Genomic DNA, 23,159 nt, shown 5'->3' on the forward strand with positions numbered 1-23,159 from the left:
TATGGTTTTGGTGTATTTTGCTGTGATTATTTTCATATTTTCATGCGATTTTGGGCAATTTTCTGTGAATTGACAAAGAGTCTGGATATTCAGTAAAATTAGTTGGGATTGTAGCCTATGAAGGAACCAAAGAATGAGCCTGGACTGGGGCGTACGGCTCTAGTACTCGGGGGTGCGGGCAGCTTGCTCACCGCTTACATTGTAATAGGCTTTTTTGTGGCAAAGTGGCTGCGCAATCTGATGGACGGACCTGCCTTTTGGCTGGCTATCGGAACAATTACCGGGTTGATTCTCGGAGTTGTGAATGTTGCTTTGCTAATCAAAAATTTTTTGGGGGAGCAAAATGGATAATATGACTCCCGTAATCAATATCGTCACCAGGGTGACAGTAATCATTATGGCAGGATTGGTAATGGGGTGGGCTCTCCATCATGAGACCCGTGCAGTTACTCTGGGAATGACACTCGGCTTGCTGGCAGGACTGGTTAATTTCCGTTATCTAGCCCTTAAGGTCAGAAGAGTGACAGCAGCGGTGGCGAAGCAAGGGAAAAGCTCCTTCAGCCTTGGTTTTGCTACAAGAATCAGTTTTGGAATTCTGGTGACCATGTTCTCAGTCAAATACGAACATTTCTCGCTGGAGGCAACGATTATCGGCCTGTTCATCCCCCAGCTTCTGGCTATTCCCGTGGGGATATATCTAGGAATCAAGAATAAGCTGTAGCCATATTAAAGAGAAAGGGGGATGATACTATGCACGAAATGCCTTTAATCTATGTTGGCGGAATACCGATTGACCTGTCTGCTGTGCTGATGCTGGTAATCAGCTCGGTGATAGTGTTCGTACTGGTCATGCTCTCCGTCCGCAACCTGTCGGTTGAGAATCCGTCCAAGCTCCAGAATTTCATGGAATGGGTGGTTGAATTTGTACAGGGACTGATCAGCAGCGCCATGGATCTGAAGAAGGGAAAGCCTTACATATCACTGGGATTGACGCTGATACTGTTTATCTTCGTCTCCAATCTCCTTGGTCTGCCGTTTTCCGTTATTACAGAGGCCGATGGTCCGGTTACAGTCTTCGGACATGTTATCGAAGCAACTAAGAACCTGGCCGATGGCGCGCATGCTGAGATTCTGTGGTACAAATCGCCGACTGCAGACATCAACGTAACCGCAGGACTTGCGATCGTTGTGTTTGTACTCATGAACTATTTAGGTATCAAGCTGAACGGCAAGCATTATTTCAAACATTATATTGAGCCGTTTCCAATTTTCTTGCCGCTGAACATCATTGAGAACCTGGCGAAGCCAGTGGCGCTTGCCATTCGTCTATTCGCTAACATTTTTGCCGGCGAGGTTCTGATTACCGTCATTCTGAAGCTGGGACTGTTCAGTATTCCGTTCCTGGCCATCTGGCAGGGCTTCAGTATCTTTGTCGGGGCGCTTCAGGCCTTTATCTTTACGATTCTGACGATGGTCTACATCGCACAGATGACGATCCACGAGGAAGAAGCGCATTAATAAGCTGCCGTGAGGATAGCGGCAGGTGCCGGAAACCTTCGCGGGAGATTTTATATTATTAAGACATTACAAAAAGAACCGAAATTAAAGGAGGATATTTACAAATGGAATTTTTAGCAGCAGCAATCGCGGTTGGTTTGGGCGCACTCGGCGCAGGTCTGGGTAACGGTATGATCGTCAGCAAGACGGTGGAATCTATCGCCCGTCAGCCGGAAGCACGTAACGCACTGCAGACAACAATGTTTATCGGTGTAGGTATCGTGGAAGTTATTCCTTTGGCCGCTACAGTTATCGCGTTCCTGATCATGTTTACTTAATAAACCGTTTTTACGGTTTGGCGGGGAGGGCAAGTGCCATCCGCGCCTTACTTTTGTATATGTCCGCAAGCCGCGGTAACGGAAGGGAGTGACCTCAGTGGATATCATTTGGACAAATATAGTATTTTCTATTGCTGCTTTCGTAATTCTATACTTCCTGCTCAGCAAATTTGCCTTCAGCAAGCTGTTCGGAATTATGGAGAAGCGCCGCGAAATGGTGCTGCAGCAAATGGATGAAGCAGCCAAGACCAGAGAGCAGGCGGTCGCTTATGTGGAAGAGCAGAAGCAAGCCCTGCAGCAGGCACGCCAAGAGGCACAGGCTATCATTCAGCAGTCCCAGGCTACCAGCAACAACCAGGTTGACAAGATTCTTGAGCAGGCTCACGTGGAAGCAAGCCGTCTGAAAGACGAAGCGGTACGTGACATTGAGAACGAGAAGAACAAGGCGGTAGAAGCGCTGCGCAGCGAGCTGGGTACAGCCTCGGTCCGCATTGCCTCGAAGCTGCTTGAGAAGGAAGTTGCAGCTGACGGCGAACAGGAACAGCTTGTTGATCAATACCTCAAAGAGGTAGGAGGCCGATCATGAGCCGCGACACGGTAGTTGCCGGGCGCTATGCCAAAGCCTTGTACAGTGTAGCGGTGGATGAAGGCATTACGCTTCAAGTGGAGGAACAGCTGAAGTTAGTCGTTGAAGTGCTTGATAACGATGCAGAGGTGAAACGGTTTATCCTGGCACCCCGCATCTCGCAATCCGACAAGCTGAATGTGCTTCGCGGAACACTTCAAGGTAAAGTCTCGGAAGCCGTAATGAACACTGTTGAGTTATTGGTAAAGCGGGGCAGAACCGATATTTTCGCAGAGCTGCTGGCTAAGTATATCAAGATTGAAGGGGATGCCCTTGGCATTGGCTACGCTACTGTCTATTCCGCTTATTCCCTGAACCAGGCAGAACAGGACAGTGTTGCGGCTGAATTCAGCCAGCTTACTGGCCGTAAGATTCGTGTAACCAATGTTGTCGATACAAGCCTGCTCGGCGGACTGAAGGTCGTCATCGGCGATACGCTGTATGACGGAAGTCTGGCCGGTAAGCTTACGCGTCTTGAGAAATCCTTTAATGATAAGCAAAGAAGATAGGGGTGAGGATATTGGGCATCAGACCTGAAGAGATCAGCACTTTGATCAAAAGTCAAATTGAGCAATATAAAGCCGATATCGAAGTGGCCGAAATTGGCACCGTCATTCAAGTCGGCGACGGTATCGCCCGTGTCTACGGTCTGGAAAACGCAATGGCAGGGGAACTGCTGGAGTTCTCCAACGGGGTAGTAGGCATGGCGCTTAACCTGGAAGAAAGCAACGTCGGTGTTGTTATTCTGGGTGAATACAAAGAGATCCGCGAAGGCGATCAGGTTAAACGTACCGGTCAGATCATGCAGGTTCCGGTTGGCGAAGCCATGCTGGGCCGCGTAGTGAATGCACTGGGCCAGCCGCTTGACGGCAAGGGACCGATCGCTACTACAGAATTCCGTCCGGTTGAACATAACGCACCGGGGGTTATCGACCGCAAGTCGGTACACGAACCGATGCAGACGGGTCTAAAAGCAATCGATGCCATGGTGCCAATCGGCCGCGGACAACGCGAGCTGATCATTGGTGACCGTCAGACAGGTAAGACTGCGATTGCAATTGATGCGATTATCAACCAGAAGGGCAACGGGATGAAGTGTATCTATGTTGCTATCGGACAAAAACAATCTACTGTAGCACAGGTAGTAGAAACCCTCCGCCGTCATGGCGCGCTGGATTACACTATCGTTGTAACCGCGTCGGCTTCCGAGCCTTCTCCGCTGCTCTATATTGCTCCGTACGCAGGCTGCGCTATGGGCGAATACTTCATGTACAAGGGCGAGCATGTGCTTGTAATCTATGATGACCTTTCGAAGCAAGCTTCGGCTTACCGCGAATTGTCCCTGCTGCTCCGCCGTCCACCGGGCCGTGAAGCCTTCCCTGGTGACGTATTCTATCTGCACTCCCGTCTGCTGGAACGTGCGGCCAAGCTTAGCGATGCGCTTGGTGGTGGTTCATTAACCGCACTGCCATTCATCGAAACACAGGCTTCTGACGTATCGGCTTACATTCCAACGAACGTAATTTCGATCACAGACGGCCAAATCTTCCTTGAATCCGACTTGTTCAACTCCGGTCAGCGTCCGGCGATCAACGTAGGTATCTCCGTATCCCGTGTAGGGGGCTCCGCACAGATCAAAGCTATGAAGAAGGTCGCCGGTTCCCTGCGTCTGGATCTGGCTCAATACCGTGAGCTTCAAGCCTTCTCCCAGTTCGGCTCCGATCTGGACAAATCAACGCAAGCCCGTCTGAACCGCGGCGCGCGTATGATGGAGATTCTGAAGCAGGGTGTGAACCAGCCGCTTAGCGTTGAACATCAAGTGCTTAGTCTGTACACCGCTGTCAAAGGACATCTGGATGATATTCCTGTCAAGGACGTTAAGCGTTTCGAGAAGGAATTCCTGGCCTTTATCGACAGCAGTGCAACTGAAATCCTGAAATCCATCGCGGATACCAAGGATCTGACAGCAGACAACGAAGCAGCGCTCAAGGATGCCATCGAGAAATTCAAAAGAGGCTTTGCTACAAGCTAATATATAGAGTTTACCGTTTATGCTTACGAAGTTAGCTTTGGTACGCCAAAGCTCAGCTTATGCTTACGAAGTTAGCTTTGACCTACGTCAAAGCTCTAAGGTGGTGAAATCATGGCAAGAAGCATGCGCGATATTAAACGTCAAATTAAGAGCGTTCAGAACACCAGACAGATCACCAAAGCGATGGAGATGGTCGCTGCATCCAAGCTGCGTAAGGCGCAGGAGAAGGCGGAAGCAGCCCGTCCGTATTCAGAGAAGCTGAAAGAGGTCGTCTCGAGTATTGCTGCCGGTACGCAGGATCTCCAGCACCCGATGCTGGTCAGCCGGCCTGTCAAAAAAACAGGTTATCTGATCATCACCTCGGACAGAGGTCTTGCCGGCGGCTACAATGCGAATATTCTGCGTAAAGTAACGATGCTGATCGCAGAACGCCATAAGTCCAAGGATGAGTATGCGCTGTTTGTGATCGGGCGCAAAGGCCGTGACTTTTTGCGGCGCCGTGAATATCCCATTGTAGAAGAAATCACCGAGCTGTCCGATACCCCGAAATTTGCCGACATCAAGTCGATTGCCTATTCGGCGGTTAACCAGTTCGAGACAGGCGTCTATGATGAGATCTACATTTGCTACAACCGGTTCGTTAATGCGATCAGCCAGGTTCCGACTGTAGACAGACTTCTGCCTATGGAAGGCGTTGGGGAAGGCGGGCATCACGGAGCATCTGCTGCTTATGAATACGAGCCTTCACCTGCAGGCGTGCTGGAGGTTCTGCTTCCGAAATATGCCGAAACTTTAATCTATGGTGCTCTTCTGAACGGCAAGGCCAGCGAGCTGGGAGCCAAGATGACAGCGATGGGCAGTGCAACGAAGAACGCGTCAAAAATGATCGGAGAACTTAGGCTTACGTACAACCGTGCCCGTCAGGCGGCCATTACGCAAGAAATTACCGAGATCGTGGCTGGTGCGAACGCGCAGTCTTAATATGAGTGGGCTTAAGGTCCATATGTAACAGCTTTCGAGGAGGGAAATGAAGATGAACAAAGGACGCGTTGTGAGCATTATGGGTCCGGTTGTCGATATTGAATTTGAACGCGGCCAGCTGCCCGAGATATTCAACGCCATCAAAATAGTTGCGAGCCTCAGCGATGGCCGCAGCATGGATCTGACTCTTGAAGTTTCCAATCATCTTGGAGATAACCTGGTGCGCTGTATCGCCATGTCCTCTACAGATGGACTGGTTCGCGGGATTGACGCTATTGACCAGGGAGCGCCAATCTCGGTTCCTGTGGGTGAAGCAACACTTGGCCGCGTATTTAACGTACTTGGTAATCCAATCGATAACGGTGCTGAAGTGGTGGCGGCTAGAAACCCAATCCACCGTCTGGCTCCTACCTTTGATGAATTGTCAACTCAGGCAGAGGTTCTGGAGACCGGAATTAAAGTTATCGACTTGCTGGCACCCTATGCCAAGGGCGGTAAAATCGGCCTGTTCGGCGGTGCCGGCGTAGGTAAAACAGTAACCATCCAGGAATTGATCAACAACATCGCACAGGAACACGGCGGTATCTCCGTATTCGCCGGCGTTGGCGAGCGGACACGTGAGGGGAATGACCTCTATCACGAAATGACTGATTCCGGCGTAATCAAGAAAACGGCCATGGTCTTCGGACAGATGAATGAGCCTCCTGGCGCACGTCTGCGTGTAGCACTGACCGGTCTGACTATGGCGGAATATTTCCGTGATGTGGAAGGCCGCGATACGCTGCTCTTTATCGATAACATCTTCCGCTTCACCCAGGCGGGTTCCGAAGTATCGGCCCTGCTCGGCCGGATGCCATCTGCGGTAGGTTACCAGCCTACGCTGGCTACAGAAATGGGTCAGCTGCAGGAACGGATTACGTCCACGAAGAAAGGCTCTGTTACATCCATCCAGGCGATCTACGTGCCTGCGGATGACTACACTGACCCTGCACCGGCTACGGCATTTGCCCACTTGGATGCAACGACCAACCTGGAGCGTAAAATCTCCGAAAAAGGGATTTTCCCTGCGGTTGACCCGCTGGCTTCCAGCTCGCGGATGCTGGCACCGGAAATCGTCGGCGAAGAGCACTATAACGTGGCACAAGGCGTTAAGCAGCTGCTGCAGCGTTATACCGAGCTTCAGGATATCATTGCCATCCTCGGTATGGATGAGCTGAGTGAAGAGGATAAGGTCATTGTGGCCCGCGCCCGTAAGGTTGAGCGCTTCCTGTCCCAGCCTTTCCACGTAGCAGAGCAGTTCACCGGCTTCAAGGGCAAATATGTGCCGATCAAAGAAACCGTACGCAGCTTCAAGGAAATCCTGGAAGGTAAGCATGATGATCTTCCGGAAGTAGCGTTCCTGTTCGTAGGCACGATTGAAGAAGCCGTGGAAAAAGCGAAAACGTTGTAACCCTAAGCATGCTTATGCTGGGGGATCGGGCTTTATTCTGTAAAGCTTTGAGGAGGAATGGAAGTGAATACCTTTTTGCTCGAAATAGTTACTCCGGAGCATCTGGTCTACTCCAAGCAAGTGAACAGTCTGACGGTACGCGGTGTGAATGGTGAACTGGGGATTCTCCCGGGACATATTCCGCTCGTCACCCCGCTTCAGGTTGCTCCGCTTAGCGTTAAGGCGGACGGCGTTACAGTCTCCATCGCTGTGCATGGCGGTTTCGTTGAAGTGCACAAAGATAAGGTAACGGTGCTGGCTGAAAGTGCTGAGCTGCCCCGGGATATTGATGTGGAGCGCGCTGAAGCGGCTAAGGAGCGGGCTGAGCGCCGCCTTAAGCTGCAAAGCAAGCAGGATGAGATCGATCACCGCCGTGCGGAGCTGGCATTGCAGCGTGCTGTAACGCGGATCAAAGTTTCGACCGGCAAAGGACAACAGTAGCAGATAAGCGGTCAAGCCCTGGGCTTGACTGCTTTTTTTGCTTGCGAGAATCTAGCAGATTATGAACATATCGTCATCAGATCTGCATATAAAGACCCAATTGTTTAAAATTTCGTAAAAGTACTGGATTCTTTTCCCCTGCACAAGTATGATATAAGAGTCGATTTCCGAGTACCTAACACAGGGGGCTAATATGAACACACGCTTATCCGCTGAGTTGTCGGGTGCGATCGGCACCAGTAATATGATTTCGATGATTATCTCTTTGATCTGCGTTGCATTATCCTGGTGGTCACTTCAGAACCTTAAGCTGGATTTGGTCATAAGATATCCCAAGAGCCCTCAGGGCAGACTGCTGCACCTGCTCTTGGCGATTGTTCTGGGTCACTTCGTGGCCGGGTTCCTGCTTGATTACCTGGGCTGGAGCGGACTTATCGCACGGATGTTTTAACGGCAGCGGCTTTGGTTATATCTGTATAGGCCAACATAGTGAAAAAAGTGTCGAATAATAAGGTTTTATTATGTCAACACTGAAGTTAAGCAAGGAATCTGCACCTAAGACGCAATGGCGGAATATTCAATATCTTAACAGACGAATTTTAACCTCAAAATTAATTTCAGAAATAATGGACGCGGAGGGAAACCGAAATGAGCAAATTTATCGTCCGCGGTGGCAACAGATTGACCGGGAGCGTGAAAGTCAGCGGCGCAAAAAATTCCGTACTACCGATCATAGCCGCCTCTCTATTGGCAGAAGAAGGAGTCAGCGTCATTGTGGACGCACCTCCGTTAGACGATGTAATGACGATTAACAAGGTATTGGAATCTCTGGGTGCAGGTATTACATACCAGAACGATGTGATTGAAGTAGATGCCACTAATATTACTTCCTGTGAAGCACCATATGAATGGGTACGCAAAATGAGGGCTTCTTTCCTGGTTATGGGCCCACTCCTGTCCCGTATGGGGCATACTCGTATTTCTCTGCCTGGCGGTTGTGCCATTGGAACTAGGCCGATTGACCAGCATTTGAAGGGTTTTGAAGCGCTTGGGGCCGAGATTAGTCTGGGCCAGGGCTATATTGATGCGAAAAGTAACGGGAGACTGCGCGGAGCCAAGATCTATCTGGATGTGGCCAGCGTAGGTGCGACCGAAAATATAATGATGGCTGCCGCGCTTGCCGAAGGCACCACAGTGATTGAGAATGCGGCGAAGGAGCCGGAGATTGTCGACCTTGCCAATTACCTGAACGGGATGGGCGGCATTGTGCGCGGAGCCGGAACCGGAGTAATCCGGATTGAAGGCGTAGAGCGTATGCATGGCGTAAGACATCATGTCATTCCTGACCGGATCGAAGCTGGAACCTACATGGCGGCAGCGGCGATTACAGGCGGTGATGTGTATGTTGAGGGAGCTATTGCCGACCATCTGGGTCCGGTGATTGCCAAGATGGAGGAAATGGGCGTTACGATTATCCCGGATGAGAACGGAGTCCGTGTCATCAGCGACAAGCCGCTGAAGGCTGTCGATCTCAAGACATTACCTTACCCGGGATTCCCGACAGATATGCAGTCACAGATGATGGCGCTGCTGCTCCGCTCGGAAGGAACCAGCGTAGTGACAGAGACCGTCTTCGAGAACCGGTTCATGCATGTGGATGAATTCCACAACATGAATGCGGAGATCAAGATTGAGGGCCGCTCTGCGATCGTGACGGGCAATGCCAGTCTGGTCGGCGCTAAGGTATGTGCTACGGACCTGCGTGCAGGTGCTGCGCTTATTCTGGCAGGACTTGTGGCGGAAGGCACTACAGAAGTTAGCGGAACGCATCACATTGACCGCGGCTATGTGCACCTGGCTGAGAAGCTGTCAGGACTTGGTGCGGACATATGGCGTATTTCCATGGAAGAGTCGGCTGTTCCTGCTGCGAAGGAAGAAGCGCTTAAGCCCGAACCGGCCAGAAGCGAATCCTCCAAAGCCGAAGAGATCAGACCCCGTTTCCAGATTCAGCCGTCTTGGGTATAATAGTTATTCTTAAAAATATTAGGACCAGCTGCTATGCGGCTGGTCCTTTTTTTGGAGAAATAGCTTATATGTTCCGGGGGATTCCGCAACTCTCTTTCTCTCAAAATCCCGTTCTAGCAGGTGCCGCAAATTCATATCTATAAGAATCACCGGTGCTTACGGAAGGAGCCATAGAGATGAAAGAGTTAATCAACCTGCGCCGCATCCTGAAGCGTCCGCGCAGCGTAGCGCGCGCGCGGCGCGGCGCACACCCGCTGCGGCGGCTGGCCCCCGCCGCCTGGCTGGCAGCGCCCCTGCTGGCGGCGCTGCTGCTGCCGCTGGCTGTTGTCCCGCAGCGCGGGGGACAACAGCCGCCGGCGCCCCCGGCCGTGCCGCAGGCCACGGCCGTTCCGGCGCCGCCGGCACCGGCTGCCGCAGAGGCGCCGCAGCCGGAGGTCTCCGTCTATTTGTCGCGGAGCGGACAAATAGAGACCCTGCCGCTGGAGGAATACGTCAGCGGCGTACTGGCGGCCGAGATGCCGGCCGAATTTGAGCTCGAAGCGCTCAAGGCGCAGGCCGTTGCGGCCCGCACGTTCATTGCCCGCCGTCTGGCCGCCGGCGACCACAGCGGGGTCCCCGTTCCCGAAGCGGATGTGAGCGATACGGTAAGCCATCAGGCTTACGTATCCCAGGCCGTGCTGGAACGGGACTGGGCGTCCGGCAGCAAGCGCGCCGGCTTGGCGAAGATCCGCCGCGCGGTCTTGGAGACGCGCGGGACCATCATGACCTATCAGGGGCAGCCGATCACTGCTTCCTTCTTCGCCTCCAGCGGAGGGTATACGGAGAACTCCGAGGAGTACTGGAATGCTGCGGTTCCCTACCTGCGCAGTGTAGCCAGCCCGTGGGAGCTGCAGATCACCCCGAACCTGGCGGTAAGCTACACCTTCAGCAATTCGGAGCTGCGCAGTAAGCTGGGCCTTGGAACCAAGGACCTTCCGGTAGCAGCCAGTCTGGGAGCTTCGGGCAAGGCAGTGCCGGTCTCCGCTCAATCCTCCACCAGTTTGCCAGCGGAGGTGCTGTCGCTTACAGCCGGCCACCGGATCAAACAGATCTCTATCGGTGGGAAGGTATTTACCGGGCGGGAAGTGAGAGAGAAGCTGGGGCTGCGCTCGAGCCAGTTCACCTGGAAGCGCCAAGCGGGGAAGGTGCAGATCACCACGTATGGTAACGGCCACGGTGTCGGCATGAGCCAGTGGGGGGCGAACGGAATGGCGAAAGAGGGCAAGACCGCGACCCAGATTCTCAAACACTACTACAGCGGGGTCTCTTTTACCGGAATCTCAACTCTCCTGAAAAAATAATCTGCAAGATACGTATAAAAGCGAAGCGCCCGGTAACACTGGTTACTGAGGTGATAACCATATGAATGAACAAGACAAAATCAAATCAACCCATGATGAATCTCTCAAAAACAAGCAGGGAGATTCAGGCGCCAAGCCTTCTTCATGGAGCAGACTGTTATCCAAACGGTGGGTATTCCCGGCAGTCTACACGGCGGCAGCGGCACTTATACTAACCTTGGTGTGGGTCTATCAGGATGCCGGCCAGAAGCCGCTGAATCCCGACAACGCCGCGGTAGTATCCCAAGGTGAGGCCGGCAGCAAAACCGGAGCCGCAAACGGTGATCCCGAAGCCCTGGAAGTTGTCGCATCAGCCGAAAGCCTGGTCTGGCCTGTAGCAAGCCCGAGTGAAGTGGAAGTGGTCAAACCGTACTACGATGAGAACGGCACGGAAGAGAATCATATTGCGGCGATGGTTCAGTACAACAATACCTTTGTCACCAACACCGGAATTGATATTGCCCGTGAGGACAACAAGACGTTTGATGTGAAGGCGGCGCTCAGCGGTGAAGTCACCAGAGTGGAAGATGTTGCTGTACTGGGTAAGGTAATCGAGATTACCTCCCCTGGCGATTTGAAGACGGTCTATCAGAGTCTGGGTGAAACCAAAGTGAAGCAGGGCGACGAAGTGAAGCAGGGCGATACACTGGCTACAGCGGGACGCAATGAGATGGAGAAGGGTCTTGGCAACCATGTGCACTTTGAAGTGCATGAGGACGGCAAGATTGTGAATCCTTCGGATCTGCTTCCGCAGCGCTAAGCCGAATGATCAGCATCAGCAGGGGGCGGAAGCCTCCTGTTTTTTTTCTACCTGAAATGGACAGTCCGGCAGGTTCTATTCTGGAAATGGGGCCGTGAAATGCAGTGAATTGGGTTGTCCGACAAATAAAATGAGCCTTCCTGAGCTTGTCATGTCCTGAAAGCGCGAATATATAGGCCCGCCCCTCATATAATGTACCAAACTATTCACAGTTGGGAGGCGGGAGCGTGCACGATTACATCAAGGAACGTACCATTAAAATCGGACGCTGCATCGTGGAAACCAGGCACACGGTCCGGACCATAGCCAAGGAATTTGGCGTTTCAAAAAGCACGGTGCACAAAGATTTAACCGAACGGCTGCCGGAAATTAATCCGGATCTGGCTGATCAGGTGAAGCACATTCTCGAATATCACAAGTCCATCCGTCATCTTCGGGGGGGAGAAGCCACAAAAATTAAATATAAGAAAACGACAGGTAAGAAGCGTGAGGTTGCCGTAGCCTCAAAGCCATAAGATTTTCGGATTTTCGCGCTATAATTCAGGTTTAGTCCATTGTACTCACCCCCTAAAGTATGGTATTTTTAAATTTGGTACAATCTTCTTTTCTCATTTAAAATAACACTTTGGGGGCTCTTTCATTATGCTTAGCAAGGATATCGGAATCGATCTCGGCACAGCCAACGTGCTCATTCATGTCAAGGGAAGGGGAGTCGTTCTGGATGAACCTTCCGTGGTCACACTTGAAAGTGATACGAAGCGGGTCCTTGCGGTTGGTGAACAGGCACGCCGGATGGTCGGGCGGACACCTGGAAATATAACGACGATTCGTCCGCTCCGTGACGGTGTAATCGCCGACTTTGCCATTACGGAAATGATGCTCAAATACTTTATTGACAGCGTTGGCGGCCGGACCTGGTATTCACGGCCCCGTATTTTGATTTGTGCTCCCACCAATATTACATCTGTGGAAACGAAGTCCATCCGTGAGGCGGCAGAGCGCAGCGGGGCCAAAGAGGTCTTCATGGAGGAAGAGCCCAAAGCTGCAGCCATTGGCGCAGGAATGGACATTTATCAGCCTAGCGGAAATATGGTCGTCGATATTGGCGGCGGAACGACGGATGTAGCCGTATTGTCCATGGGCGACGTCGTTACCGCCTCTTCCATTAAGATCGCAGGGGACAAGTTCGACGATGCCATTTTAAGATATATTAAACAGAAATATAAGCTACTGATCGGTGAACGCACGGCGGAGGATATCAAAGTGACCATCGGCTCGGTACGTCCGGGCGGCATGAAGGCAGAGATGGACATCCGCGGGCGTGATATGGTGAGCGGATTACCTCAGACTCTTACCATTTCATCCGGCGAGGTGAAGGAAGCGCTGTGGGACCCGGTTTCGTCGATTGTGGCTGCGGCCAAGTCGGTGCTGGAGCGTACGCCTCCTGAGCTGTCGGCAGATATTATTGACCGTGGAGTGGTGTTGACCGGCGGAGGCGCCCTGCTTAACGGACTGGACGAGCTGCTCTCCGAACAGCTGCATGTTCCGGTCTGGGTGGCTGAAGATCCGATGCACTGCGTCGTCAAGGGCACGGGAATTATGCTGGATCATTTGGACAAGGTGGTTAAGAAAAAGTTCTAGCCTGCCGATAATAAGGGAGAACAGCAGATTCCAGGAAGGGACTGACCTCATGCTCAGAGGATTATATACAGCCGCAGCAGGAATGGTGACGCAGCAGCGCAGACATGATACGGCGACGCAGAACTTGGTCAATTTAAATACTACGGGGTACAAGCAGGTCGACAGTGTCAGCCACGCTTTTCCCGAGGTGCTGGTCACCGCGATGAACGGGGGCGCTGCTAAGACTGTCGGACGGATCAATACCGGGGTTTTTGCCGAGCAGTCCGTCTCCCAATACCTGCAGGGCGACCTTATTGAGAGCGGCAAAAGCGTAGACTTTGCGCTGTCTACCGATCTGCAGGTTCCAGACCCGGAAAATCCGGGTACCAATCTTGCTTTTGACGGCTCGGGGAAATATATCAGTCCGGATGGCGAGGTTACTTACCGGCCCCAGGCGTTCTTTACGGTTCAAGATAATGAAGGCAATAATTTATATACACGTAACGGAAGCTTTACAGTTGCTCCTACAGGGGAAGTGCTTAGTTCTGGCGGATTCAAGGTGCTCGACAGTAACGGCAATCCACTGCGATTGACAGGGCCCCAGGATAACCTTAAAGTGGACGGGCAAGGTAATTTGATTGATAATAGGACCGGGCAGCCTTCAGGCACCCGGATCGGAATCAGCGTCGTCACAAGACCGCAGGAGCTGGTGCGTGACGGCAACGGGGTCTTCCATGCTGATGATGCCGAGGCCGCAGACATCCGCTTTTCTAATGGAACGGATATTCTGCAGGTACGCCAGGGCTACCTTGAGAACTCTAATGTGGATGCCACTCAGGTCACTGTGGATATGAACGCCGCTTACCGCGCGTATGAAGCGAATCAGAAAGTGATCCAGTTCTACGACAGCAGCCTGCAGAAGGCCGTGAATGAAGTCGGCCGGGTATAGCCGGGCTGCATGGACCATTACTGATGGTGTAAGCCAGTTTCTTCTTATCAAGCTAGTAGGAGGTTAGACCTGTGAACAACTCGACAATCGGTGCTTCTGTCTCAATGGCCAGTCTGCAGCAGCGGCTGGATATTATAGCGGATAACATTGCCAATATGAATACCAATGGTTATAAGAGCAAGCAAGGCTCGTTCGAGGATGTGCTTACCCGTGTACAGCAGCAATCCAAGGATTATAACCAGCCTGGGCGCAGCATGCCGCTGGGCTTCAATATCGGCTTTGGTGTGCGTGTGCCTACAGTGTCAAGTAATTGGGAGGAAGGCACGCTCCAGGAGACAGGGAAGCCTACGGACTTGGCGCTTCAAGGCAATGGATTGTTCGGCGTTCAGGTGAACGGTGAAACGGCATATACCCGCCAGGGGAATTTCCACTTCACCCCGGATACGGCCAATAAGGATAAGATGATTCTTGTGGACAATACCGGCAATCCTGTGCTGGGTGCTAACGGTACTCCGCTCAGCGTAGGGGCTAATGTAAGTGCTGCTATTGATGAGCGCGGGCAGGTGTGGACTAAGACGGATGAGAAACAGCCGCCTGTCCTGGCAGGCAGCTTAATGATTGTTGAGCCGCTCAGCAAGAATGCTTTGCAAGCTGTGGATGGTAACTTCTATGTATTAGCTGAGGGTGTGACTACTCGGGATGCATTCGTGCAAAGAGCAGCGGGCGAAGCGAAGGATGTAGGCGTTCGTTCAGGCTATCTGGAATCCTCTAACGTGGATCTGAGCCGGGAAATGACGGAGATGATGCAGATTCAGCGTACGTATCAGCTTGCTGCCCGGGCGCTGTCCTCCAGTGACCAGATGCTGGGCCTGGCTAATAACATGCGCGCGTGAGGTGAAGGAATGAGTCGTGAGAAGGTTAAGACTGCACAGAAAGCAGAAGAGGAGCAGCAGCAGCCGGTGAAGCGGCGCAGGATTAGGGCCTGGACCATTATTCAGTGGTTCCTGATTCCATTGCTGCTGGTTGCCGCACTTGGAGGCGGGCTGGTCGTAGGGTATGTGATCCTCGGCAAAAAGGAACTAAGTGATGTGCTCCTGTGGAGTACGTGGAAGCATGTATATGATCTGGTGTTCGCACCTTAAAGTGTTATGGCATACCGATATCGGAGGCTCCCTTGTTGTGCAGGGGAGTTTTCTTTTTTATACTGAAAAATGTATAATGATGGCGTGCCCTAAGAGCGCCAAAAAGGGCCCTCTCCGCCATGCTGCCGCGTGCGGTGGAGAAAGCCCCTTATCTTAACCTCCACTGCTGCAGGTGGTGAAGGATAATTATAGTTTTTGCCGAAGCTGTCCATATTTATGCAGAGACGGCGGAGAATAAAACAAAAGTGCTGCTGTAGGCGGAGGTTCATAGACGCGGTTACAACCGAAGGGAGCTTTATTAATCATGCTGAATACCAATCAAATTCAAGAAATAATCCCCCACCGGCCCCCATTTCTGCTGGTGGACAAAATTACAGAAATAGAAATGGGCAAACGGGCAGTCGGCATCAAAAATGTAACGGTAAATGAGCCGTTTTTTGCCGGACACTTCCCTGGCTTCCCGGTGATGCCGGGTGTGCTGATTACGGAAGCCTTGGCTCAGGTGGGCGCTGTGGCTATTCTTGGCGTAGAAGCTAACCGGGGCAAAATCGGTTTTCTGGCCGGGCTTGACGGCTTCCGCTTCCGCGGACAGGTTGTTCCCGGCGATACCCTTGTGCTTGAGGTAGAGATTACCCGGCTTAAAGGCAGTATCGGTAAAGGACAAGCCACTGCCAAGGTGGACGGCAAGACGGTAGCGTCCGGCGAGATTATGTTCGCACTCAGCTAGTTCCTGTTATAAACTTATATATTATAGATGGAGAAGGAGAGATTGACATGACTGGATTAAGCCCGAAGGCGCAGGAGACCCTGACACGCTGGCTGCAGGACCCTTCTGTCGACGAGAACACCAAAGAAGAGCTGAAGGCCCTTGCCGGTGAACCTAAGGAACTGGAAGAGCGATTCTATAGAGATCTTGAATTTGGTACAGGCGGTTTGCGCGGAGTCATCGGAGCAGGCAGTAACCGGATGAACCGTTATACAGTCGGCCGGGCTACTCAGGGCTTCGCTGATTACATTCTGGGACAGCATACGGGAGAAGGCAGACCCTCGGTGGTTATCGCCCACGATTCCCGGCGCTTCTCGCCGGAATTCACGCTGGAGGCTGCGCTTGTACTCGCCGGCAACGGAATTGAGACCCACCTGTTCTCTTCCCTGCGTTCTACGCCGCAGTTATCCTTTACCGTCCGTCATTTGAAGGCGTCTGGAGGCATTGTAATCACTGCCAGCCACAATCCCCCTGAATATAACGGATACAAGGTCTACAATGCCCAGGGCGGACAGCTGGTGCCGCATGAAGCGGAGAAGGTTATTGCTAATATTTTGAATGTGGACTCCTTCAACGGAGTGAAGCGCATGTCTCAGGAGGCTGCAGAGAGTGCAGGCCTGCTGCACTGGCTGGGGGCCGAAGCGGACGAGGCATTTACGGATACGGTTGCTGCGGTAAGTGTCAGCCGTGAAGAGATTGCCTCTTCGCTGGGCCGTGACTTCTCCATTGTCTATACACCGCTGCACGGGACAGGCAATCTTCCGGTCCGCCGTGTACTGGAGAAGATCGGCTTCACTCAGGTACATGTAGTTCCTGAACAGGAACAGCCGGATTCCGAATTCTCTACCGTGAAATCTCCGAATCCGGAGGAACGTGAAGCCTTCACCCTGGCGATGAAGCTGGGCGAAGAGCTGAATGCGGATCTGCTGATCGGTACAGATCCGGATGCTGACCGTATGGGTGCCGTGGTTCGTGACAACGAAGGCGAATTTGTAGTGCTGTCCGGGAATCAGTCCGGCGCGCTCATGATTCATTATTTCCTGAGCCGTTTACAGGAACAAGGGAAGCTGCCGGCTAACGGCGCTGTAGTCAAGACCATTGTAACCAGTGAGATGGGCGCTGCTGTAGCCAGCCATTATGGCGCTACGGTATTCAACACCCTGACCGGATTCAAATATATCGGGGAGAAGATGAACCAGTTCGAGCAGTCGGGCGAGTATACGTATCTGTTCGGATATGAAGAAAGCTACGGCTATCTGGCCGGCAACTATGCCCGTGACAAGGATGCAGTCCTTGCTGCAATGCTGATCGCTGAAGCGGGTGCCTATTACAAGGCCCAGGGCAAGACCCTGTACGATGTGCTGCAAGAGCTGTATGCACAGTTCGGATACTTCCTGGAGAGCCTGGAATCCCGCACGCTGAAGGGCAAGGACGGAGTGGCCCAGATTCAGGGGATCATGAATGACTGGCGGACCAGCCCGCCGCACGAAATCGCCGGGGCATCCGTAACGCAGGTGCTGGACTACTCCATGGGACTGGACGGTCTGCCTAAGGAAAACGTGCTGAAATATCTGCTGTCGGACGGCTCGTGGTTCTGCCTGCGCCCTTCCGGCACGGAACCGAAGATCAAAGTGTATTTTGCCGTGGTGGGTGAATCCCTGGACAACGCCAAGCACAAGGTTGCGGAATTGACCAGTCAGGTTATGGCACGGGTAGACGGGAAATAATAAGCAATAGATAACTTCCCTGCGGAAACGGAGCTGCTCCAGATGGACAGACCTCCGTTTCCGCTTAAATTTGCCGGTGGCAAGAGGGTCGGGTCGGCAGCTGTGATGTAAGGCAATCAGCTTTAAAGTGAAAGAGGAGGTACTTTGGTGCAGCAGAAATGGCAACGCTGGAATATAGCATCACGCAAGTGGTTATGGATCATTATGGTGATAGGACTGATCGGTGCACTTCCGGTCGTATACGACCGTCTACAGACAGAGAAGTCTTCCAAATCGGTTGAGTTTGTCTTTGATTACCGCGATCTGGTTGAGGTTGCGAGCTACCGGGAGAACCCGCAGGATTATATCAACGAGCAGTTAGACCGGCTGAAGGCAGCCGGTGTTCAGAGTATGGCTATCTATGAAAATACATTGGAGGATTTCCGCAAGGCGCGCCGCCTGATGATCTGGGGAGCGTCTGATATCGCCAATCTTACCGATACTGTGATTCCGGAGAATGAGAACTATACATATGTCCTCTTTACCAGTGCGAAGAACAGTGAAATGCTCTCACCGGTTATCCGCGATGCCTTCAGCAGACTGGACATCCGGACGGAAGAATGGAACTACCGCGGCCAGCAGGGGCTGATCATCCAGACGCCGTTGGAGGATGCAACGCTCAAGCCGCTGCAGCCGGACCCGATTACACTGGAAATGCTGCACGGGAAGGGCTTCAACATTGTGCCCCGGCTTGTAGACTCTCTGGCATACAATCAGGATGCCGTGAAGAAGCTGCTGGACCGTTACGCCGAGCTTGGCGTCAAGCGGATTCTTTTTGAAGGAGAGTCTGTCAAAGGGTACTCCGATGATGCGGATACGGGCAGTCTGACCGTCTTCGCCGATCTCCTGAAGCAGCACGGGATGGGAATTGCGGCAATCGAGAATATTAAGGTTCAACAGAAGGGCTTCTCCAAGCTGGCCTATATGCTGGATTACAACGTGGCGCGCCTGTATTCACTCAGTGAGGCGGATTCCAGCCTGAAGACTGAAGTGATCGCAGACCGGTTCGCGCTGGGCACCAAAGACCGCAATATCCGTATGATCTATCTGAATACGATTCCTTCCAGAGACACTAAGAAGGCTGCTATCACAGATACGCTGGATAACCTGATTGAGAGTCTCAGCGGACCTGAGGGTGCGGTAGCCAAGATTGAGGCGAACGGCTTCAAGATTGGACAGGCTACAGCCTTTGATGTGAGCGATTCCTCCTTCCAGCGTTACTTCAAGCTGATTGCGGTAATCGGGGCGGTGGCTATGGTTGCGCTGCTGTTCTCCTACTTCATCCCTTGGCTTACTCTGCCTGTATGGGTGCTTGGACTGGTTGGAAGTGCAGGACTGCTGGTTCTGAAGCCGGCATTATTTGAACAGGCGCTTGCGCTTGCCGTAGCCATAAGTGCTCCTACCCTGGCTATAGTGCTGGCTATCCGCAAAATTAATGAGATGGGCCCTCCTTTACGCGCCAATCCGTTAACCTTTGCCGTAATGAGCCCGCGCCGCCGTCTGACCCATAGTCTCGTCCTGTATGTCAAAACCGCTTTAATCACCTTCAGTGCGGTGCCTTTCGTCATTGCGCTGCTGAATAATATTACCTATGCCCTGGTATTGGAACAGTTCCGCGGGGTAAGTCTGCTGCATTTGGCCCCGATCGGGCTTACTGCACTGTATGTGCTTTTGTACCGTGGAGAGTTTGCCTTTAACAAGACAGGTAAGCTGCTGCGGACGCCGATTACACTCGCTATGGTCATTGCCGCCGGTGTGATCGGTATCGTGGGGATGTATTATTTGAGCCGGACCGGGAATGCCGGAAGTGTAAGTGCACCGGAGAAAATCCTTCGGGTCTTCCTGGAGAATACCGTCGGGGTAAGACCGCGTAACAAGGAATTCCTGCTGGCGCATCCGCTCTTTATCCTCGGCGCATTCTTGGCCTATAAATACCGGAGTGCAGCCTTCATCATGATTATTGCTGTTATTGGGCAGTTGTCTATGGTGGATACCTTTGCTCATATTCATTCACCTGTGCTGATCTCGCTGATCCGCGGACTCCTGGGTCTTGGACTCGGCCTGATCATCGGTATTATCGCTGTTGGGGTATGGCAGATTGCGGAAGGATGTTGGAAACGATGGTCACCACTCCTCAAAAAATTGTAATCTCCGGCTTCTACGGCTTCCGCAACAGCGGAGACGAAGCCGTTCTGCAGTCGATTCTGAATGCTCTGCGCAAGCAGTCCCAGGCCGCCGGAATAACGCTTGCACCTGTGGTCTTATCCATTGATCCGGAGTGGACGGCTGCCACGTACGGGGTGGAATCTGTACACCGGATGAAGCTGGGAGAGGTCCGCAGAGCAATATCAGAAAGTGCGGGCCTGATCAGCGGCGGCGGCAGCCTGCTTCAGGATGTTACAAGCAGCAAGACCATTCCGTATTACCTTGGTATTATCAAGCTGGCCCAGTGGATGGGGAAGCCGGTATTTATCTATTCCCAGGGAATCGGCCCGGTGAACCGCAAGCTGTTTCATCCGCTGATCAAATCGATTTTCCGGAAATGTGCCTATATCTCCGTGCGGGATGAACAGTCCCGCCTGCTGCTTCAGTCTATGGGGCTTATTATTGATAAGGTAGAGGTAGTACCTGACCCGGTTATGGGTCTGGAGTTGCCTAAGGATATGAAGCCGGAACAACATACAGGAGCAGATCCGGTAGCTGGGCATACACATAGCTCCGGGCTGCAAGTTGTGCCCGCTACTGTAGGTGTCTCTGTCCGCTTCTGGGAGCAGTCCCGTAAGGAGCTGGACGCGTTGGCTGAAGGCCTGGTGAAGGCTTCTGCGGAGCAACCGCTCCATGTACGCTTTCTGCCCTTCCATCATTCTGCAGACAATGAGGCTTCCCGCTATGTAATGCAGAAGCTGGGCCGGAATATAGAAGACAATGGGGGATCGGTAACGATCCGTGAGGATGCACTTCATCCGCTGCAGATGCTGCGGGAGGTAAGCCAGTGCCAGGCGCTTATAGGTATGCGGCTGCACAGCCTTATCTATGCTGCGGGACAGCGTGTTCCGCTGATGGGCGTCTCTTATGATCCGAAGATTGATCATTTTCTTGGGCGGGTGGATTGTCAGCCGGTAGGCAAGACAGATACACTGGAGGCAGACAAGGTGGCTGCCGGGCTTCTGGAGCTGCTGAGCTCAGGGGAGCGATGGAAGCAGGAGCGGGAGCCGCTGATTGCCGCGCTCACCCAAGAGGCAGAGGCACCGGCCCGGCGAATTGTCCAATATTTCGGCCGTAAAGGATGAGTGACAAGTGAAAGCAGATAGCGCATTACCGACAGTACCCATTTTTGGCATACGAGTATCCAAGGCGGATATGAAGACCACCGTTTCCTATCTGACAGAGGCGGTTCATAAGCGTGAGCCTCATCAGGTAATTACTGCCAATCCGATTATGGTCATGGCGGCGCTGGAGAATCCATCTTATATGGAAATTATGAAATCAGCAGAGCTGGTTGTCCCTGACGGAACCGGAGTGGTGTGGGCCGCGAATTATTGTCAGGAGCCTGTAGCTGAGCGTGTAGCGGGCTTTGATCTTTTACATGAATTATTGCACCAAGGCGAAAGCTATAACTGGAGAGTATATTTGCTCGGTTCAACCCCTGAGGTGATTCGCGAGACGGCTTCCCGGTTACAAACAAGATATCCCGGTATTGTCATCGCAGGATATCATGACGGGTATTTTGGTCCGGCAGAGGATGAACAAATTGTGGGCGGAATCCTTGAAGCGAAGCCTGACTTGCTCTTTGTTGCCAGAGGAGCGGACAGCCAGGAGCCATGGATCGCCAAATACAAAGCCCGGCTGCAGATCCCGGTGATGATGGGTGTCGGCGGGAGCTTTGATGTGATCTCCGGCAAGAGCCGCCGTGCCCCTGTGGCCTTCCAGAAATTAAGGGCAGAATGGTTATACCGGCTGCTCAAGGAACCTACACGTTACAAAAGAATGCTTGCGCTGCCGAAATTCGCAGTAAAAGTGGTACGAGAGAAAGATAAAGTGACAAAAGACCAGTAAAATGAGGAAATTTACTGAAAAAATCCGTGGTATCGCCTAAAAACAGTATTGGAATTTGTTTTTGGTTCAGCGTATAATTCAATGCGGTAGAGAAATGGAGGTCGACTTTTCACATGTTAATCATATACATCGCCGGATTCGTTGTGTGCATGGGGCTTGCACTGCTTTTGACGCCGTTCGTGAAGAAATTCGCCATTAAGATCGGTGCGACAGATGTGCCAAATGCCCGGAAAGTGCATACGAAGATCATGCCCCGCCTTGGCGGACTCGGCATATTTCTGGCGTTTGTGTTAGGCCTGCTTGCCGTATTACCGATTATTCCGTATGACTTCACTCCCCGGGAGGCTAATTTCATTAAAGCGCTGCTATGCGGCGGAGGCCTGATTGTGTTGATCGGCGGTCTGGATGACCGTTTTGAGCTATCAGCCAAAGTGAAGCTGCTGGGCCAGATTGCTGCTGCCTGTATTGTAGTTTTCGGGTTTGGCATCACGGTAGATTTCGTAAATATTCCTTTTCATAATAGCTATTCTTCCTTAGAGAGCTGGATTGCCATCCCTCTGACGATCTTCTGGATTGTCGGCGTCACGAACGCCGTGAACCTGATCGATGGGCTGGACGGGCTTGCAGCAGGCGTATCCGGTATTGCCATTGCTACGATTGCTGTCATGGCTTTCCTGATGGGGAACACCATGGTTGCCCTGCTCTGTCTGCTGCTTCTGGGCAGCATACTGGGATTCCTGTTCTTCAACTTCCATCCCGCCAAAATCTTCATGGGAGATACGGGCTCGCTGTTCCTGGGCTTCTGCCTGGCACTGCTTGCACTCCTCGGCTTCAAACAGATTGCGGTGGTTTCATTCATCACACCACTCCTGATTATCGGAGTTCCGTTATCGGATACGTTCTTCGCCATCGTCCGGCGCAAGCTGCAGAAGAAGCCGATCTTCGCTCCGGACAAAGGCCATCTCCATCACTGTCTGCGCGAGCTCGGCTTCAGCCACCGCCAGACGGTACTGATCATCTACGGCATTGCCGCATTCTTCGGTATCCTGGCAGTCATCCAGACCTCTGCTTCGCTCTACGAAGCCAACTGGGTTACCTTCGTAGTCATCTGCGTCATGCTCTTCTTCCTGCAGATCGGCGCAGAGATCACCGGCGTCATCAGCAAGACCAAGCGCCCGGTGATTGATTTGTTTTTGAGAATGCGGATGAAGGTTGGGCAAGAGCGGGGCAGTAAGTTATAATTTCTTTTGAAGCTGAATACGATTCACAAATTGTTTCATTAAATATCGGTGC

The 23,159-nt window shown here is 52.4% G+C and carries 25 protein-coding genes; all 25 read left to right on the forward strand.

Annotation, left to right across the window (positions count from 1 at the left end):
* Window positions 1-117 precede the first annotated feature (117 nt).
* Window positions 118-351: an ATPase F0F1 gene (locus MKY64_RS30035; protein ID WP_076084545.1), complete on the forward strand. Its 234-nt coding sequence runs from the start codon at window positions 118-120 to the stop codon at window positions 349-351.
* Complete coding sequence (locus MKY64_RS30040) at window positions 344-721, forward strand: ATP synthase subunit I (RefSeq protein ID WP_036699219.1); 378 nt, start codon at window positions 344-346, stop codon at window positions 719-721. The genes MKY64_RS30035 and MKY64_RS30040 overlap by 8 nt, the downstream gene beginning before the upstream one ends.
* Window positions 722-750: 29 nt before the next feature.
* The gene (gene atpB, locus MKY64_RS30045) at window positions 751-1,518 is read left to right on the forward strand and encodes a F0F1 ATP synthase subunit A (RefSeq protein ID WP_036699217.1); all 768 of its coding nucleotides are present in this window, start codon (window positions 751-753) and stop codon (window positions 1,516-1,518) included.
* A gap of 104 nt (window positions 1,519-1,622) precedes the next feature.
* On the forward strand, window positions 1,623-1,835 hold the full coding sequence (gene atpE / locus MKY64_RS30050; RefSeq protein WP_036699216.1) for a F0F1 ATP synthase subunit C: 213 nt from the start codon (window positions 1,623-1,625) through the stop codon (window positions 1,833-1,835).
* Between the two features lie 97 nt (window positions 1,836-1,932).
* Complete coding sequence (gene atpF, locus MKY64_RS30055) at window positions 1,933-2,421, forward strand: F0F1 ATP synthase subunit B (protein WP_036721727.1); 489 nt, start codon at window positions 1,933-1,935, stop codon at window positions 2,419-2,421.
* The gene (locus tag MKY64_RS30060; RefSeq protein ID WP_036721725.1) at window positions 2,418-2,969 is read left to right on the forward strand and encodes a F0F1 ATP synthase subunit delta; all 552 of its coding nucleotides are present in this window, start codon (window positions 2,418-2,420) and stop codon (window positions 2,967-2,969) included. Before atpF ends, MKY64_RS30060 begins: the two co-directional genes overlap by 4 nt.
* An 11-nt stretch (window positions 2,970-2,980) precedes the next feature.
* The gene (gene atpA, locus MKY64_RS30065; protein ID WP_036721723.1) at window positions 2,981-4,492 is read left to right on the forward strand and encodes a F0F1 ATP synthase subunit alpha; all 1,512 of its coding nucleotides are present in this window, start codon (window positions 2,981-2,983) and stop codon (window positions 4,490-4,492) included.
* 111 nt (window positions 4,493-4,603) lie between these two features.
* Complete coding sequence (atpG, locus tag MKY64_RS30070; protein ID WP_076084536.1) at window positions 4,604-5,473, forward strand: ATP synthase F1 subunit gamma; 870 nt, start codon at window positions 4,604-4,606, stop codon at window positions 5,471-5,473.
* A gap of 52 nt (window positions 5,474-5,525) precedes the next feature.
* The gene (gene atpD / locus MKY64_RS30075; protein ID WP_036721719.1) at window positions 5,526-6,923 is read left to right on the forward strand and encodes a F0F1 ATP synthase subunit beta; all 1,398 of its coding nucleotides are present in this window, start codon (window positions 5,526-5,528) and stop codon (window positions 6,921-6,923) included.
* Between the two features lie 63 nt (window positions 6,924-6,986).
* Window positions 6,987-7,403 carry a F0F1 ATP synthase subunit epsilon gene (locus MKY64_RS30080; RefSeq protein WP_036699230.1) on the forward strand — a complete coding sequence of 139 codons (417 nt, stop codon included), beginning with the start codon at window positions 6,987-6,989 and terminating at the stop codon, window positions 7,401-7,403.
* A 193-nt stretch (window positions 7,404-7,596) separates the two neighbouring features.
* Complete coding sequence (locus MKY64_RS30085) at window positions 7,597-7,854, forward strand: DUF1146 family protein (RefSeq protein WP_036721718.1); 258 nt, start codon at window positions 7,597-7,599, stop codon at window positions 7,852-7,854.
* Window positions 7,855-8,051: 197 nt separating this feature from the next.
* Entirely contained in the window at window positions 8,052-9,428 is a 1,377-nt protein-coding gene (murA, locus tag MKY64_RS30090) for a UDP-N-acetylglucosamine 1-carboxyvinyltransferase (RefSeq protein WP_036699206.1), read from the forward strand.
* A gap of 176 nt (window positions 9,429-9,604) precedes the next feature.
* The gene (gene spoIID / locus MKY64_RS30095) at window positions 9,605-10,768 is read left to right on the forward strand and encodes a stage II sporulation protein D (protein ID WP_340957549.1); all 1,164 of its coding nucleotides are present in this window, start codon (window positions 9,605-9,607) and stop codon (window positions 10,766-10,768) included.
* A 61-nt stretch (window positions 10,769-10,829) separates the two neighbouring features.
* Entirely contained in the window at window positions 10,830-11,567 is a 738-nt protein-coding gene (locus tag MKY64_RS30100; RefSeq protein ID WP_339251872.1) for a M23 family metallopeptidase, read from the forward strand.
* Window positions 11,568-11,794: 227 nt separating this feature from the next.
* Window positions 11,795-12,082, forward strand: coding sequence for a sporulation transcriptional regulator SpoIIID (gene spoIIID / locus MKY64_RS30105; RefSeq protein WP_019915029.1), 288 nt, complete (start codon window positions 11,795-11,797; stop codon window positions 12,080-12,082).
* A gap of 127 nt (window positions 12,083-12,209) precedes the next feature.
* Window positions 12,210-13,208, forward strand: coding sequence for a rod shape-determining protein MreB (gene mreB / locus MKY64_RS30110; protein WP_036699265.1), 999 nt, complete (start codon window positions 12,210-12,212; stop codon window positions 13,206-13,208).
* A gap of 49 nt (window positions 13,209-13,257) precedes the next feature.
* Window positions 13,258-14,136 (forward strand): flagellar hook-basal body protein, encoded by an 879-nt coding sequence (locus tag MKY64_RS30115; RefSeq protein WP_340957550.1) that lies wholly within the window; start codon window positions 13,258-13,260, stop codon window positions 14,134-14,136.
* Window positions 14,137-14,207: 71 nt separating this feature from the next.
* Entirely contained in the window at window positions 14,208-15,029 is an 822-nt protein-coding gene (locus MKY64_RS30120) for a flagellar hook-basal body protein (protein WP_340957552.1), read from the forward strand.
* A gap of 9 nt (window positions 15,030-15,038) precedes the next feature.
* Window positions 15,039-15,278, forward strand: a complete 240-nt coding sequence (locus MKY64_RS30125) for a DNA-directed RNA polymerase subunit beta (protein ID WP_036699259.1) — start codon at window positions 15,039-15,041, stop codon at window positions 15,276-15,278.
* Window positions 15,279-15,582: 304 nt separating this feature from the next.
* Window positions 15,583-16,005 carry a 3-hydroxyacyl-ACP dehydratase FabZ gene (gene fabZ, locus MKY64_RS30130; protein ID WP_209988942.1) on the forward strand — a complete coding sequence of 141 codons (423 nt, stop codon included), beginning with the start codon at window positions 15,583-15,585 and terminating at the stop codon, window positions 16,003-16,005.
* Window positions 16,006-16,052: 47 nt separating this feature from the next.
* Window positions 16,053-17,771 carry a phospho-sugar mutase gene (locus MKY64_RS30135; RefSeq protein WP_340957557.1) on the forward strand — a complete coding sequence of 573 codons (1,719 nt, stop codon included), beginning with the start codon at window positions 16,053-16,055 and terminating at the stop codon, window positions 17,769-17,771.
* A gap of 147 nt (window positions 17,772-17,918) precedes the next feature.
* Window positions 17,919-19,958 (forward strand): DUF5693 family protein, encoded by a 2,040-nt coding sequence (locus MKY64_RS30140; RefSeq protein ID WP_036721699.1) that lies wholly within the window; start codon window positions 17,919-17,921, stop codon window positions 19,956-19,958.
* Entirely contained in the window at window positions 19,931-21,100 is a 1,170-nt protein-coding gene (gene csaB, locus MKY64_RS30145; RefSeq protein ID WP_036721697.1) for a polysaccharide pyruvyl transferase CsaB, read from the forward strand. Before MKY64_RS30140 ends, csaB begins: the two co-directional genes overlap by 28 nt.
* Window positions 21,101-21,107: 7 nt before the next feature.
* Window positions 21,108-21,866, forward strand: coding sequence for a WecB/TagA/CpsF family glycosyltransferase (locus MKY64_RS30150; RefSeq protein ID WP_036721695.1), 759 nt, complete (start codon window positions 21,108-21,110; stop codon window positions 21,864-21,866).
* Between the two features lie 113 nt (window positions 21,867-21,979).
* Window positions 21,980-23,107 carry a glycosyltransferase family 4 protein gene (locus MKY64_RS30155; RefSeq protein WP_036721693.1) on the forward strand — a complete coding sequence of 376 codons (1,128 nt, stop codon included), beginning with the start codon at window positions 21,980-21,982 and terminating at the stop codon, window positions 23,105-23,107.
* The last annotated feature ends 52 nt before the right edge of the window (window positions 23,108-23,159 follow it).

Origin of the sequence: Paenibacillus sp. FSL R7-0210, from assembly GCF_038009085.1 — a bacterium.
Classification (GTDB): Bacteria; Bacillota; Bacilli; order Paenibacillales; family Paenibacillaceae; genus Paenibacillus_AQ; species Paenibacillus_AQ silagei.